The organism is Pseudomonas sp. GW821-FHT09C10 (assembly GCF_059418085.1).
Map to the genome: position 1 here is coordinate 21,466 of NZ_JBWKPE010000003.1, position 15,429 is coordinate 36,894.

Consider the following 15,429-nt stretch of genomic DNA (forward strand, 5'->3'; position numbering starts at 1 on the left):
GTCAGCTCTAGACGAGGAAAAACCCATGAACGCAAAAGTCTGGCTGGTGGGCGCGGGCCCTGGCGATCCGGAGCTGTTGACCCTCAAGGCTGTACGGGCCCTGCACGAAGCCGATGTGGTACTGATCGATGACTTGGTCAACCCCGCAGTGCTGGAGCACTGCGCGGAAGCACGGGTGATCACGGTCGGCAAACGCGGCGGCTGCCGCTCGACCCCGCAGGACTTTATCCACCGCCTGATGCTGCGTTACGCCCGCCAAGGCAAGTGCGTAGTGCGGCTGAAAGGGGGTGACCCGTGCATTTTCGGCAGAGGTGGCGAAGAAGCCGTGTGGCTGCGCGAACGCGGCGTCGAGGTAGAGTTGGTCAACGGGATCACCGCGGGGCTGGCGGGGGCAACGAATTGCGCGATTCCACTGACGTTGCGTGGCGTCAGCCGCGGTGTGACCCTGGTCACGGCCCATACCCAGGACGACAGCAGCCTTAATTGGCGCGCGTTGGCCGAGGGCGGGACGACATTGGTGGTGTATATGGGAGTGGCCAAGCTGGAGGAGATTCGCCAGCAATTGCTCGAAGGCGGGATGGCGACAGATATGCCGGTGGCAATGATCGAAAACGCCTCACTGCCCCAACAGCGCGAATGCCGCAGTGAGCTGTCGCGGATGCATGAAGACGCACAGGCATTTGCCTTGAAAAGCCCGGCGATTCTGGTGATCGGCCATGTTGCGGCCGCCAAGCAGACGGCTTATGTCGCTGCCGCAGTCAGCGCCTGAGGCAAATTCCAGGCGAAAAAAAACCCGGCCGAAGCCGGGTTTTTTCTACATCTCAGTCATTACTGAGCGGTAGCTTCAACCGACGCTTCTACGCGACGGTTAACAGCACGACCAGCTTCAGTTGCGTTGTCAGCAACTGGGCGGGATTCGCCGTAACCTACTGCGGTGATGCGGCTAGGAGCCACGCCGTCTTTAACCAGGACTTGCTTAACAGCGTCAGCACGACGCTGGGACAGCTTCTGGTTGTAGGCATCTGGACCTACGGAGTCAGTGTGACCAGCAACTTCTACGTTGGTAGCTGGGTACTGAGCCATGAAGTCGGCCAGGTTTTTCACGTCGCCGTAGCTGTTAGGCTTAACAACGGACTTGTCGAAGTCGAACTTGACGTCCAGCTCAACACGAACAACCTGAGCAACTGGAGCTTCTGGCTCTGGAGTTGGCTCTGGAGCTGGTGCTGGGGTAGGAGCTGGAGCAACTGCGCCAGCGTTACCGCCAAAGTTCACGCCCAGGCCAACCAGTGCGGAGTAATCCCACTTGCCGTTGTCCAGACCGTAGTCAGCTTCAACACCGGCACGAGCGTACAGGTTGTTGGTGAAGTAGTACTTCACGCCGGTACCAACGGTAGCGAAGGTAGTCTGGTCGCGACCGCTGTGGCCGTCAGCCTGAACGTTGGTACGGCTCTGGTGACCGAAACCGCCTTCTACGTATGGACGCAGGCTGTCTACGCCAGCTTGACCGAAGTGATACTGGGCAACCAGGCTGCCGGTATCGCCTTTGATCTTCTGGTTACCAGTACCGTCGTTCGAACGGGTGTGGTTGGTCTTGTCGTAGGACAGGTTCAAGGACAGGTCGTCGGTCAGGAAGTAACCGATGCGAGCGCCAGGATTGAAGCCGTCTTCGATGTGCTTGACGCTATCGTTGTACTGCTTCTTGTAGAACAGCTCGCCTTCAACTGCGCCTTGGCCTTGTGCCAGAACGCCGAAAGAAGTAGCGGCAATAAGAGAACCAATGGCCAAGCCCAAGGTGTTTTTCAGTTTCATCCGTTAAATCCCCATCTGGTGATTGTAAAGCAGTCCCACAAACCGGGGGACAACTCGGCGACAAGTCTAACAGAACTTGCCTACACGTAAGAGATATTTGCCACGCACTAAGTTTCAGTCTCGCCCGCAAATTTCTCACGTAATTTATCTAGAGCACGCTTGTAACGCATTTTTGTAGCACTCAAACCCATGTGCATGATGTCAGCGATTTCCTGGAATTCCAGCTCTGCGACAAATCGTAGCACCAGAATTTCCCGGTCAATCGGGTTCACATACACCAGCCAGCGATCAAGTCCGCCCTTCTCCTCGGGTGCCGGCGCCTTTTCTTCAGACGCCTCCTCAAGGGGGTCCAGACTCAAAGCGTCCATCAAGCGACGCTTTCGCCGTTCCTTCCGATACTGCGTGATGCACTCGTTGTAGGTGATGCTGTACAGCCACGTCTTGAACTTCGATTTGCCCTCGAAGTTCTTCAGGCCGTACAGCACCTTGAGCATCACTTCCTGACAGACATCATCCGCATCTCTATCGTTCCCTAAATACCTTGAACAAACGTTGAACAGAGTGCGTTGATATCTGCGCATCAATTCTTCATACGCGCGAGTTACGTGAAACAGCTCCGTGTGCGAGCGCGCGACCAACTCCTCATCAGAGAGCTCACGGGGGTCATAGCGCGTGGACAGCGTTTGGGCTTTATTCAAAACAAGTCGTGCCGACAGTCAGGTCAATGTCCGCTACAGCCCGGTCAGCCAGGCTTGCGGCGGCGTACATTAGCAGGGTTTACCGGGTTAGCGGCTACTGACCTGCTGCTCGAGGAGAATCCGATTGGACAGCGACACCAGGTCGCCGTCATCGGTCAGCACCGTCGTCTTGACTGTGCCGATCTCCTCGATTTGCCCTTCGACCTCGCCCACACGCACCTGTTGCCCAACCTGATACAACTCACGCACATAGATTCCCGCGAGAATCTGGCCGGCAATTTCCCGGCTTCCCAAGCCCATGGCCAGCGCAACGGCCAGACCAACGGTAATCAAAACGATGACGATCACGTGGTTGAGCAGGTCAGTCTTGACCTCCAACTGGCTGATCGCGACCGAAATACTGATGATGATCACCAACCCCTGGGCGATACGCCCCAGGCCAGCGGCATAATCCAACCCCACCCCTTCAGCGGCGCCGCGCACCAGCCCATTGGCCAGTTGAGCAAGCAAAACGCCTACGAGAAGCACCAGCGCGCCGCCGAAAACCTTCGGCAAATACAGCGCCAGCATGTCGAGCGTAGCTGAAACTCGCTCAAGTCCAAGGGATTGCGCCGCAGAAACCAGAAAAATCAGCAAAACAAACCAATAGACGATCTTGCCGATCAACGTGGAGATCGGCACCTGCAACCCGGCGCGGCCCAGCAGCTTGGTCAGGCCAGTGCCGGCCATCAGGCGGTCAAGGCCCAGTTTCGCGAGCAGTTTGGACAGCAGGGTGTCGAGCAGCTTGGCCACGACAAAGCCCAGCAACACCAGGACCAGGGCACCAAACAGGTTGGGAATGAAATTCGCCACCTTGGTCCACAATGCGGTCATCGCGGTGACCAGGCTCTGGGTCCAGAGATCAAGTTCCATATTCAATCAGCCTTATCAGCAGTGCGAGCAAGAGGTTTACGACGGGAGACCGGTGATACATGGGCCGAACCGTTGTTCAGGGCCATCATCAACGCCGGCATCCAGCGGCCGAGCAGACCGAACAGGTCACCCGCGCCCACCTGACGGTTAGCGGTTTTCAATACGCGGCCCAGGCAGGCATCGTCGTCGCGGTTGGACGGCGAGGCATTGAGCATGTCACGCAAAGACTGTTCGAACGGATCGTGCATAAAGACCTCTCGCAAGTGTTTTAAAAGACGAGGGTAAAATTCTTGGGGTCACATAGGACCCTTCCTACGTTCAGGTCATATTCAGCTCAAACCCAGCGCAATCGTCGAAACAACAACCATTGTCCGAGCGCCACCGACACCATCAACAGGCATGCAATCACGAATCCGTAGGGGCTGGCAGAGAACGGTATGCCTCCCACATTTATACCCAGCAAACCGGTCAGGAAACTCATCGGCAGGAAGATTCCCGTGATGATCCCGAAGCGGTACATGGTGCGGTTCATGCGTACGCTCAAGCGTCGGTCTTCGGCCTCAAGCACAAGCCCCACGCGCTCCCGGGTCAATTCGAGCTCTTCCAGGTAGCGGGTCAGGCTGTTGTTCAATTCGTTCCAGTAGTCGGCATCGTCGTCACAGAACCACGGCAATTTTATCCGCGTGAGCTGGGCAAAAATATCCCGCTGCGGCGACAGGAAACGCTTGAGCCCGGCCGCTCGGCGACGGATCTGCAAAACACTGCCATGTTCAGGTGTATACCGTTCGTCGGTATCGAGTTTTTCTTCCTCAGCGTCGACGATTTCCGACAAATCCGTGACCAGATCCTGGACCTTGTTGGTCAGGTACTGCGCCATATAAAGGATGAGCTCCGACGCGGTTTTCGGCCCCTTGCCATCCGCCAACTGCACCAGCAGTTCATCGGTGGCGCGCAACGGGCGCAGACGCAGGGAGATCACACGGCTGGCGGCAGCGAAGATACGTACCGAGACCATGTCTTCCGGCTCGGCCCCCGGGTTGAGGTTGACCCCACGCAGGAACAGCAGCAACTCGGCATCCGGCAGCGGCAACAGGCGTGGGCGGGTGTTCTCCTCCAGCAGCAGGTCACAGGCGAATTCGCTCAAGCCACTGGATTTGCGCAGCCAGGTCTGGGTCTGGGGATGGCTGCGATCCCAGTGCAGCCACAGGCTTTCCTGGGGCTGCAGTTGCAAGTCGTCGAGCTCAGTCCGGGCAATCGAACGCGCACCGCCTTTACCGTCCAGCACCAGGGCATGCACCAGCCCCCACTGCGCGTTTTCTTCCTCGAACATCCTCACCCCTGTCGGTTATTGCGGTTTTATTCAGGCATCTGCAGCGGGCTTGGCGAGACGATCACGCCATTATTGTCGGCGTAGATGTACTCACCCGGGCGGAACGTCACACCCGCAAATGTCACCACGACGTTCAGGTCGCCGATGCCGCGCTTATCGGTTTTCATCGGATGACTGGCCAGCGCCTGCACCCCAAGGTCGGTCTGGGCGATCACATCGACGTCACGGATGCAGCCATAGATCACCAACCCTTCCCAACCGTTTTTCGCGGCTTTCTCGGCGATCATGTCGCCCAGCAGCGCGCGCCGCAGGGAACCACCACCGTCGACCACCAGCACCTTGCCGGCGCCCGGCTGGTCGGCCTGCTCCTTGACGAGGGAGTTATCTTCGAAACATTTGATGGTGACAATCTCGCCGCCAAAGGAATCTCGGCCGCCGAAGTTGCTGAACATCGGCTCGACTACCTGCACCAGGTCCGGGTAGGCGTCGCACAGGTCGGGGGTCACGTAATGGTTCATTGAAAAATTCCTTTCCGCCAAAGAAGTGTCTTTCGAAAGAAGCACCAGCCGGAGCCGGTGCGCAACATCCCATCCGCTTCGTCGTAACGCAATAACCACTGCGCGACTGAATATGACCAGAAGCGTTTAACGCGTCATATATTAGCCGCAACCACACACGAGCGAAACGCCCTTGGCAGAGCCCTGGGTCAAACTACGACCAATGCCTCGGGCTTGGCACCCAATAAAGGTGTCAGCGGATCGTTCAACCATTGCTCAACCAGCGGCCAGACCTCGGCCTGGGCGGCTTTGCTGACGAGCATTTCCACATGCCCGAAATCACCGCTGAACCCTTGCTGACGCCCCAGGCACAGGTACTGACGGTGCTCGGAGCCGATCTGCTCGAACAGCTTACGGCACGCCCAGTCCGGATCCTGCTGGTCGCCCGCCGCGCTGACGGCCAGCAGCGGCACATCGACGTCCGCCAGGCCTTTCCACCAATCGCGCTTACCCTCGCCAAAGCGGCCGAACAGGCCATTCCAGCGCATGGCTTCGATCAGCACGCCGGCCGGTTCGTCCTCCGGGCCCCGCTTGAGCCGCGAGCCGGACACTTCGCCGAAGCGCTTCAACAGCAGACGGCCGGTCCACTCCACTGGAGGAAGTTTCAATGGCCAGTGGCTGCGACTGACCTGACAGCCAAACAGTGCCACCGAGGCCACTGCCGGCGCACCCAGGTGCTGCCCACCCAGGGCCGCCGCCAGGGTTGTAGCGCCGAGAGAATGACCTATCCAATGGGGAATCTGCGCACTTTGCTCACGCACAAAGGCGCCGATGGCCGGCAGATCGTAACGCGCGTAGTCGGCGACGCGGTTGCGGGCGTAGTCCTGGTTGCGCCGGGACAGCCCATGACCGCGCATTTCCGGGATCCACACATCGAATCCCTGGCGGGCCAGGTAGGCGCCCAGGCCGATCCCCTTCGGCGAATACCAGAAACGCCGGTTGGAAAAACTGCCGTGCAACAAAATAACCGGTATGCCCCGGTTTTCCGGGACATCGGCCAGGCCCAAACGGGTCACCGCGAGCTCGACGGTACCGTCGGGGCTGTTACCGGGCTTGAGGCGATACACGTCTTCACTCAGGTCGCCACGACGCTCAGCGCTGATCAGGGCGACAGGAAACAGGTTGCTGCTGCTTTGCATAATGCTCTTGCACAAAAAAGGGCGACGTCCGCAAGGATTCCGCCCTGTACAGATAAGAATGCCGGTCACCCTGACGGGGGACCGGCACTTTTGACATGGCGACCTCAGGCGGACGCTTGGCCTTCCGCCAGGAAGAACCAGGTTTCCAGCACGGAGTCAGGGTTCAGCGAGACGCTTTCGATACCCTGCTCCATCAGCCATTTGGCCAGGTCCGGGTGATCGGAAGGGCCCTGGCCGCAGATACCGATGTACTTGCCGGCCTTGTTGCACGCCTGGATGGCGTTGGCCAGCAGCTTCTTGACCGCAGGGTTACGCTCGTCGAACAGGTGGGCGATGATCCCGGAATCGCGGTCCAGGCCCAGGGTGAGCTGGGTCAGGTCGTTGGAACCGATGGAGAAGCCGTCGAAGAACTCCAGAAACTCTTCGGCGAGGATGGCGTTGGACGGCAGTTCGCACATCATGATCACGCGCAGGCCGTTTTCGCCGCGGGACAGGCCATTTTCGGCCAGCAGGTCGACGACCTGGCTCGCTTCGCCCAGGGTACGGACGAACGGCACCATGATCTCGACGTTGGTCAGGCCCATCTCGTTGCGCACACGCTTGAGGGCGCGGCATTCGAGCTCGAAGCAGTCACGGAACGCTTCGCTGATGTAACGCGAGGCGCCACGGAAGCCCAGCATCGGGTTTTCTTCTTCGGGCTCGTAGAGCTTGCCGCCGATCAGGTTGGCGTATTCGTTGGACTTGAAGTCCGACAGGCGCACGATGACCTTTTTCGGGTAGAACGCCGCCGCCAGGGTGCTGATGCCTTCCACCAGTTTCTCGACGTAGAAGCCCACCGGGTCGTCGTAGCCGGCGATGCGCTTGTCCACGCTTTCCTTGATGTCCAGCGGCAGGCCGTCGTAGTTCAACAGGGCCTTGGGGTGCACGCCGATCATGCGGTTGATGATGAACTCCAGGCGGGCCAGGCCCACACCGGCGTTCGGCAACTGCGCGAAGTCGAAGGCACGGTCCGGGTTGCCGACGTTCATCATGATCTTGAACGGCAGGTCGGGCATGGCGTCGATGGAGTTTTGCTTGATGTCGAAGCCCAGCTCGCCTTCAAAGATGAAGCCGGTGTCGCCTTCGGCACAGGACACGGTCACGCCCTGGCCGTCCTTGAGCAGTTGGGTGGCGTTGCCGCAACCGACCACCGCAGGAATCCCCAGCTCACGGGCGATGATCGCCGCGTGGCAGGTACGCCCGCCACGGTTGGTAACGATGGCGCTGGCACGCTTCATCACCGGTTCCCAGTCCGGGTCGGTCATGTCGGAAACCAGTACGTCGCCAGGCTGGACTTTGTCCATCTCGGACACGTCCTTGATGATCCGCACCTTGCCGGCGCCGATGCGCTGGCCGATGGCACGGCCTTCCACCAGCACGGTGCCGGTTTCTTTCAGCAGGTAGCGTTCCATGACATTGGCCGAGGTCCGGCTCTTCACGGTTTCCGGACGGGCCTGCACGATGTACAGCTTGCCGTCGTCACCGTCCTTGGCCCATTCGATGTCCATCGGGCACTGGTAGTGCTTTTCGATGATCATCGCCTGCTTGGCCAACTCGCTGACTTCCGCGTCGCTCAGGCAGAAGCGCGCGCGCTCGGCTTTGTCGACGTCCACGGTTTTCACCGAGCGACCGGCCTTGGCCTCGTCGCCGTAGATCATCTTGATCGCCTTGCTGCCCAGGTTGCGGCGCAGGATGGCCGGACGGCCGGCTTCAAGGGTGTGCTTGTGCACGTAGAATTCGTCCGGGTTGACCGCGCCTTGTACAACGGTTTCGCCCAGGCCGTAGGCGCCGGTGATAAACACCACGTCACGGAAGCCCGACTCGGTGTCGAGGGTGAACATCACGCCGGCGGTGCCGGTTTCCGAACGCACCATGCGCTGCACGCCGGCAGACAGGGCCACCAGCTTGTGGTCGAAACCCTGGTGCACACGGTAGGAAATGGCGCGGTCGTTGAACAGCGAGGCAAACACTTCCTTGGCGGCGCGGATCACGTTTTCCACGCCGCGGATGTTAAGGAAGGTCTCCTGCTGGCCGGCGAAGGAGGCGTCGGGCAGGTCTTCGGCGGTGGCCGAGGAGCGCACGGCGACGGCCATGTCCGGGTTGCCGGCCGACAGGGTGGCGAAGGCGGTGCGGATTTCTTCGTTGAGCTTCTCGGGGAACTCGGCTTCCATGATCCATTGGCGGATCTGGGCACCGGTTTTGGCCAGGGCGTTGACGTCATCGACGTCCAGGGCATCCAGCGCGGCGTGGATCTGAGCGTTGAGGCCGCTCAGTTCGAGGAAATCGCGGTAAGCCTGGGCCGTGGTGGCGAAACCACCGGGCACCGACACACCAGCGCCTGCAAGATTACTGATCATCTCGCCGAGGGATGCGTTCTTGCCCCCTACGTGCTCTACATCATGGACGCCGAGCTTATCGAGGGAAACTACGTACTCTACCAAGGTGATCTCTCCACTAACTGTGTTGGAAAAGCTCAGGACGCCGGCTGCTCGTAGGAGCGATTACCCGCGTTTGTGGCCTGGACCTGGAAAATAAGTGAGAATGCGGCCCACTATGGGACGGCAAAATCGCGCCTATCATATCCAAGATTCGTCATCAGCTTAAGGCCCAGGGCTCAAATGAAACGATCTGCTTTCTTTATCTCCGACGGCACCGGCATTACCGCCGAAACCCTGGGTCAGAGCCTGCTCGCGCAGTTCGAAAACAATACCTTCGCCAAATTCACGCGACCCTATATCGACAGCGTGGATAAAGCGCGGGCCATGGTACAACAAATCAATCTGGCGGCTGAAAAAGACGGCTTTCGGCCGATCATTTTCGACACCATCGTCAATCAAGACATCCGTGAGATTCTCGCAACGTCGAATGGTTTCATGATCGACATTTTCTCGACGTTCCTGGCACCGCTGGAGCAGGAGTTGAGCGAACACTCCTCCTATTCGGTCGGAAAGTCCCATTCCATTGGGCACAACTCCAATTATATGGAGCGTATCGAGGCGGTGAACTTCGCCCTCGACAACGACGACGGCGCTCGCACCCACTACTACGACAAGGCCGACCTGATCCTGGTCGGCGTGTCGCGCTGCGGCAAAACGCCCACCTGCCTGTACATGGCCATGCAATTCGGCATCCGTGCGGCCAACTACCCGCTGACCGAAGACGACATGGAGCACCTGACGCTGCCCGCGGCGCTGCGCGCCCATTCGCACAAGCTGTTCGGCCTGACCATCGACCCGGACCGTCTCACCGCCATCCGCAACGAGCGCAAGCCCAACAGCCGCTACTCCAGCTATGCCCAGTGCGAATTCGAAGTGCGCGAAGTAGAAAATCTGTTCCGTCGCGAGAACATTGCGCATATCAATTCCACGCATTTTTCGGTGGAAGAGATTTCGGCGAAGATTCTGGTGGAGAAAGGTGTGGAGCGGCGCTTCAAATAATGCCTTGAGACACTGCTTTACTGTGGTGAGCGGGCTTGCCCCGCGCTGGGCTGCGAAGCAGCCCCAAACCAGTCAGCGAGAACTGGCTGACACACCGCATTTATCTTGATTGGGGCTGCTGCACAGCCCAGCGCGGGGCAAGCCCGCTCACCACAACGAGCCTGCTCACAGCATGGACGTCCACTCGCTATAGGTGAAACCGCCCTCCTCCTTGCCCCAACGCCGTCGCCAATGCATCAAACCCCGCCCGCAACAACTGATCATCCCCCGAGGTATTGCAGATACTCGCCCGAATGAACTGCGGCACCGCCGTCTGCCCTACGGCAAACGCCTCGGCGGTGGCGATCAGGTAATTATTCTGCTTGAGCTCCGCCTCGATTTCCGACGCGCGCCAGGGCTCCGGCACCTCGATCCAGAAGTGCGGGCTGTTCAGGTGGGTGCGGTACGCCAGGCCGGCCAGCAAGTCCTGCACCAGGGTCTTGCGGCGGCTGATCTCGTTGATCTGCTGGCGCAGCAGGTATTCCGCCGTGCCGTTTTCGATCCACTGCGTCGCCAGCTCCAGGGTCACCGGCGTGGCCATCCAGCAGGTGGAGCGCAAGGCCGCCGAGATACGGCTGACCAGCGCCGGGGGCGCATGCACATAACCCACACGCAGCCCGGCAGACACGGCCTTGCTCAAGCTGCTGATCAAAATCGTACGTTCGGGGGCGAAATGGCTGAGGGGCGGTGGACGGTCTTCAACCAATACGCCATGGGCTTCGTCCTCAAGAATCAGCAGATTATGTTCCCGGCACACCTTCACCAAGGCTTCACGGCGCGCCACCGATAACACCGCCGTGGTCGGGTTCTGGATGGTCGGCGTGCAATACAACGCTGAAACCCGGTGATTACGACAGACTTCATCCAGCGCGCTCGGCAGCACGCCTTCTTCGTCCATCTCCAGGCCGATCAGGCGGATACCCAGCATGCGTGCGGCGGTGATCAGCCCCGGGTAAGTCAATTGTTCGGTGACCACCGTATCGCCAGCGCGCAGCAGGGCCATCATCGCGCACAGCAGGCCATGCTGGCCGCCGTTGACGCAGATCACCTGCTCGGGAATGGGATGAAAATCACACTGCACCAGCCACTGCGCCCCCGCATCGCGATAACGCGGCAGACCGGCATCCGGGGTGTAGGCGCTGATGTCCTGGAGGAACTTGGCGTTGGTCGACAGGGTTTGGAAGCTCTGTGCCAGGAAGGTGGTTTCCTGACCCGGGATATGCATGTTGCGGCTCATGTCGAAGTACTGGCGCGGCTCCTCGCTGAAGTTACGAAAGCCTTCATCACGCTGGCGCTCCATACCACGCTTGCGGACGAAAGTGCCGTCACCGACGCGCGCCACCACCAACCCCAGACGCTCCAGCTCACCGTAGGCCCGGCTGATGGTGCCGATGGTCACCCCCAGATTGTCGGAAAGCACCCGATGAGGCGGCAGTTTTCGTCCCGGCTCAATCAAGCCTTCGAGGATGCCCCGTTCCATGACATCGGACAGGCGCTTGTACTTCACGCCCTGCCCGTTGGACAACCCCTCACGCATAATTGACACCATGTCAATATTTGTTTTGACAGCCATCTTTCGCCCTAATAGTGTGCTTTTACGGGTTCAATCGCCGAATTTCATAACTCATTACAAGTTCAATATAGAGTTCAATTCAGGCTCAGGGAAGCAATAAACGATGCCAATGTCCGCCGTTCTCGAAAACACCGCCAAAACCAAAACGCAAAAGCAGTGGCTGGCCGGGCTGGTGACCAGCATGATGTTCCTGATCGTGTGCCTGAGCTGGGGCACCACGTGGCTGGGGATCAAGATCGCCGTGGAGAGTGTGCCGCCGCTGACGTCCGCCGGCCTGCGCTTCCTGATCGCCTTCCCGCTGTTCCTGTGCTTTGCCAAGGTGCGCCGCGAGCCCATCCTGTTTCCCCGCGAGAGTCGCTGGTTCTTCGTGTTCGTGACCCTGTCCTACTTCAGCGTGCCCTACTACCTGCTCAACTACGGCGAGATGCATGTGTCATCCGGTCTTACCGCCCTGCTGTTCAGTTGCATGCCGGTATTCATCCTGATTTTCTCCGCATTGTTCCTGCGCGAGCGCATCTACTTTTCCCAGGTGGTCGGCATCGGTATCGGCTTCGGCAGCCTCTACATGATCATCAGGAGCCAGGGCCTGCACCTGGACCACGCCGAGTTCCTGGGGGTACTGGCGATCCTGGCGGCCGCGATCATGCACGCCTTGTGCTACGTCATCACCAAGCAAAAAGGCAGCGCCATCAGCGTGATCACCTACAACACCCTGCCCATCGGCATTGCCGGGCTGATGCTGTTCGTGGCCGGGTTGTGGTTTGAGACGCCGACCTTCGAAGCCATCACCCTGCGCTCCTGGAGCGCGCTGTTCTACCTGGGGCTGGTGGCCTCGGTGGGTGGGTTCATCGTGTATTTCATGCTGCTCAAGCGCTTGAGCCCGATCATCCTGTCGTTCGTATTCATCATCTTCCCGGTGTTCGCGGTGATCATCGGCGCCTGGTACGAAGGCGTGGCGATTTCCCGCGACCTGATGCTGTATTCGGCCATCCTGCTGGCCGGCTTTGCGATCACCAAGTTGCCCATTGAAAAACTCCTGGCCAAGAAAAATTGACCCGCCATCAACGCGAGAGAAACATGGACGTCCTCCGCCCAAAAGCCCTGGAACAGATCTACGCCCACGCCAGCCGCAGCTACCCCGAGGAATGCTGCGGCTTTGTCTTCGCCGACGGCAGCGTGTACCTGGGCAGCAACATCCAGAACGAACTGCACCGCAGAAACCCCGAGATGTACCCGCGCAGCGCGGCCAATGGCTACACCTTCTCGGTGGCCGACACCCTGCTGATGAACAAGGCGTTTCGCAGCGACAACCCGGTGGTGGTGATCTACCACTCCCACCCGGATGTCGGCGCCTATTTCAGCGATGAAGACCAGGACAAGGCCCTGTTCATGGGCGAGCCGATCTACCCCGTCAGTTACCTGGTAGTCGACGTTCGCCGGGGCCAGGCCCTGGGTTCAAAACTGTTTGCCTGGGATGGCGAGCATTTCACCCTTAACCCCTTCAACGACCTGCACACGGAGTTGTCCATGAACGCTGTCTCTTTCCCCGACATTCTGGTTCGCGTGGCCAAGCTGCCGGAATCGACCCTCGAGGGCGCCGGATCGACATTGCGCGAAGTCATTGAAAACCTCTGCAGCAGCCACCCGCAGTTGCGCGCCCATCTGTTTCACGAAAAGAACAACCTGCTCAAGGAACACTTCCTGTTCACCGCCGAGGAAGAGCTGATCGGCGCCGATGACCGGCTGCCGGAAAAAGCCCGCATCGAAGTGCTGCTCGCCACCTCCGGCGGTATGGACGTCGACAGCCTCAGCAACGAGGAAGTGCAACGTTACGTGCGCCATATCACCCTGCCCGGCGTCGGCCGCGAAGGCCAGTTGAACCTCAAGAAAGCCAAGGTCCTGATCATCGGCACCGGCGGCCTGGGCTCGCCCATCAGCCTGTACCTGGCAGCGGCCGGTGTCGGTACCCTGGGGCTGGTGGATTTCGACGTGGTGGAAAGCAGCAACCTGCAACGCCAGATCGTCCACGGCAACAGCACCCTGGGCATGCCCAAGGTCGAGTCGGCCAAGCAGCGCTTGCAGGACCTCAACCGCCATATCCAGATCAACGCCCACGACACCGCGTTGAACGCCGATAACGCCATGGAACTTGTGGGCGCCTATGACCTGGTCATCGACGGCACCGACAATTTCGATACTCGCTACCTGGTCAACGACGCCTGCGTGCAGCTGGGCAAACCCCTGGTGTACGGCGCCATCTACCGTTTCGACGGGCAGATCAGCGTGCTCAATTACCAGGGCGGGCCGTGCTACCGCTGCCTGTTCCCCAGCGCACCGCCCGCGGAACTGGCGCCCAATTGCAGCGCCGGAGGGGTGATCGGCGTGCTTCCCGGGGTGGTCGGGATGATCCAGGCCACCGAGGCGATCAAACTGTTGATCGGCATTGGCGAGCCCCTGTCCGGCCGCCTGATGCGCTTCGATGCACTGGCGATGAAGTTCAGCGAAATCCGTTTCAAGCGCCGTGCCGACTGCCCGTGCTGCTCCGACCTGCGCCACAGCGAAACCCTGGAGCCAGCGGTCTGTGCGGACGCCGTGCCCAGCCAACCGTCCCTGGCCGAAGAGCGCTACATCAAGCCGCGCGTACTCAAGCAGGTACTCGAACACCCCAGCAGCGCCGACGTGCTGCTGGATGTGCGCGACGCCAGCGAACTGGAGGTGTGCAAATTACCGGGGGTGGTGCATATCCCCCTGGCCGAGCTGGATGGCCAGCTCGGGCGCCTTAGCCGCGACAACACCCATTACCTGATCTGCTACGCCGGCACCCGCGCCGAGCAAGCGGCCAGCACCCTGTTGGCGGCGGGTTTCGCCAACACCAAAGTCCTGCAAGGCGGCATGAAGCACTGGGTTCGCGACGTCGAACCCGACATGCCGTTGTACTGATCCGGGGGCTGACCGATGCTGCATAACTCTATCCTCGACGCCATCGGCCACACGCCGATCGTCCGCCTGGCGCAGTTTTCCGAAGACCTCGGCATCGAGGTCTACGCCAAGCTCGAATCCCTCAACCCGGGGGGCAGCCACAAGGCGCGCATCGCCCTCGGCATGATCCTCGACGCCGAGCGGCGCGGCGTGCTGATCCGTGACTCCGGGCAAACCATCATCGAACCCAGCGGCGGCAATACCGGCATCGGCCTGGTGATGGCCGGCAACGTGCTGGGCTACAAGGTGGTGCTGGTGATCCCGGACAACTACAGCCCCGAAAAACAGAAGCTGCTGCGCCTGTACGGCGCCAAGGTGGTGCTCTCCGACAGCCGCCTCGGCAACAATTCCCACGGTGAAAAATGCATGGAGTTGCAGCTGGAAAACCCCAGCTACGTGATGCTCAACCAGCAACGCAACGGCGCCAACCCGCAAACCCACCGTGACACCACCGCGCCGGAAATCCTCCGCGCCTTCGGTGATCGCCGTGTGGATTATTTCGTCAGCGGCATCGGCACCGGCGGCCATATCACCGGTATCGGTGAAACCCTCAAGGCCGCCTGGCCAGCCTTGCGCGTGATGGGCGTGGAGCCCGAAGAGTGCGACCTGCTGAAGAACCAGCACGCGCCGCACCATATCCAGGGCCTGTCGATCGGCCTGATCCCGAGCATCCTCAATCTGGAGGTGATCGACGGCATGCTCAAGGTCTCGCGCCAGGACTGCATCGACATGATGAAACGCATCATGCGCACCGATGCCATCAGCCTGGGACTGTCCTCCGCCGCCAACATGGTGGCCATCGCCAGGCTCGCCCCCGAATTGCCGCCCGAAACGGTGGTGTTGACCATGGTCTACGACAATGCCGACAGCTACCTGCCCAGTTTCGAATAACCGGTTTTCCAACCATCCACAATGCG

At 60.0% G+C, this 15,429-nt stretch carries 14 protein-coding genes; 5 read left to right on the forward strand and 9 right to left on the reverse strand.

What is annotated here, in order from left to right:
* Window positions 1-25 precede the first annotated feature (25 nt).
* Entirely contained in the window at window positions 26-769 is a 744-nt protein-coding gene (cobA, locus tag AC07OT_RS07020) for a uroporphyrinogen-III C-methyltransferase (protein WP_495107778.1), read from the forward strand.
* A gap of 59 nt (window positions 770-828) precedes the next feature.
* Here cobA and AC07OT_RS07025 read toward each other — a convergent pair whose 3' ends face one another.
* The 8 genes from AC07OT_RS07025 to ppsA form a co-directional block, all read right to left on the reverse strand.
* Window positions 829-1,809, reverse strand: coding sequence for an OmpA family protein (locus AC07OT_RS07025; protein ID WP_065940678.1), 981 nt, complete (start codon window positions 1,807-1,809; stop codon window positions 829-831).
* A 107-nt stretch (window positions 1,810-1,916) separates the two neighbouring features.
* Window positions 1,917-2,507, reverse strand: a complete 591-nt coding sequence (gene sigX, locus AC07OT_RS07030) for an RNA polymerase sigma factor SigX (RefSeq protein ID WP_010208495.1) — start codon at window positions 2,505-2,507, stop codon at window positions 1,917-1,919.
* A gap of 87 nt (window positions 2,508-2,594) precedes the next feature.
* Window positions 2,595-3,419: a mechanosensitive ion channel family protein gene (locus AC07OT_RS07035; protein WP_003175519.1), complete on the reverse strand. Its 825-nt coding sequence runs from the start codon at window positions 3,417-3,419 to the stop codon at window positions 2,595-2,597.
* A gap of 2 nt (window positions 3,420-3,421) precedes the next feature.
* Window positions 3,422-3,667: a hypothetical protein gene (locus AC07OT_RS07040; protein ID WP_015885347.1), complete on the reverse strand. Its 246-nt coding sequence runs from the start codon at window positions 3,665-3,667 to the stop codon at window positions 3,422-3,424.
* 86 nt (window positions 3,668-3,753) lie between these two features.
* Complete coding sequence (locus tag AC07OT_RS07045; RefSeq protein WP_495107779.1) at window positions 3,754-4,749, reverse strand: zinc transporter ZntB; 996 nt, start codon at window positions 4,747-4,749, stop codon at window positions 3,754-3,756.
* A 26-nt stretch (window positions 4,750-4,775) separates the two neighbouring features.
* Complete coding sequence (gene rraA / locus AC07OT_RS07050) at window positions 4,776-5,267, reverse strand: ribonuclease E activity regulator RraA (protein ID WP_027603684.1); 492 nt, start codon at window positions 5,265-5,267, stop codon at window positions 4,776-4,778.
* A gap of 188 nt (window positions 5,268-5,455) precedes the next feature.
* Entirely contained in the window at window positions 5,456-6,445 is a 990-nt protein-coding gene (locus AC07OT_RS07055; RefSeq protein ID WP_141155779.1) for an alpha/beta fold hydrolase, read from the reverse strand.
* A 104-nt stretch (window positions 6,446-6,549) separates the two neighbouring features.
* A complete protein-coding gene (gene ppsA / locus AC07OT_RS07060; RefSeq protein WP_027603682.1) occupies window positions 6,550-8,925 on the reverse strand; it encodes a phosphoenolpyruvate synthase in 2,376 nt (791 codons plus the stop codon).
* A 177-nt stretch (window positions 8,926-9,102) separates the two neighbouring features.
* Between ppsA and ppsR the strand changes: the two genes are divergently transcribed.
* A complete protein-coding gene (gene ppsR, locus AC07OT_RS07065; protein WP_027603681.1) occupies window positions 9,103-9,921 on the forward strand; it encodes a posphoenolpyruvate synthetase regulatory kinase/phosphorylase PpsR in 819 nt (272 codons plus the stop codon).
* 187 nt (window positions 9,922-10,108) lie between these two features.
* On the opposite strand, the gene AC07OT_RS07070 is transcribed toward ppsR, so the two are convergent.
* Window positions 10,109-11,533, reverse strand: a complete 1,425-nt coding sequence (locus AC07OT_RS07070; RefSeq protein ID WP_065940681.1) for an aminotransferase-like domain-containing protein — start codon at window positions 11,531-11,533, stop codon at window positions 10,109-10,111.
* 160 nt (window positions 11,534-11,693) lie between these two features.
* Here AC07OT_RS07070 and AC07OT_RS07075 point away from each other — a divergent pair, with 160 nt between their 5' ends.
* The 3 genes from AC07OT_RS07075 to AC07OT_RS07085 are packed head-to-tail and all read left to right on the forward strand — an operon-like array spanning window position 11,694 to window position 15,403.
* Window positions 11,694-12,587 carry a DMT family transporter gene (locus tag AC07OT_RS07075; RefSeq protein WP_495107929.1) on the forward strand — a complete coding sequence of 298 codons (894 nt, stop codon included), beginning with the start codon at window positions 11,694-11,696 and terminating at the stop codon, window positions 12,585-12,587.
* Window positions 12,588-12,610: 23 nt separating this feature from the next.
* On the forward strand, window positions 12,611-14,473 hold the full coding sequence (moeB, locus tag AC07OT_RS07080; protein ID WP_495107780.1) for a molybdopterin-synthase adenylyltransferase MoeB: 1,863 nt from the start codon (window positions 12,611-12,613) through the stop codon (window positions 14,471-14,473).
* A gap of 15 nt (window positions 14,474-14,488) precedes the next feature.
* A complete protein-coding gene (locus tag AC07OT_RS07085; protein WP_065940683.1) occupies window positions 14,489-15,403 on the forward strand; it encodes a PLP-dependent cysteine synthase family protein in 915 nt (304 codons plus the stop codon).
* Window positions 15,404-15,429 lie beyond the last annotated feature (26 nt).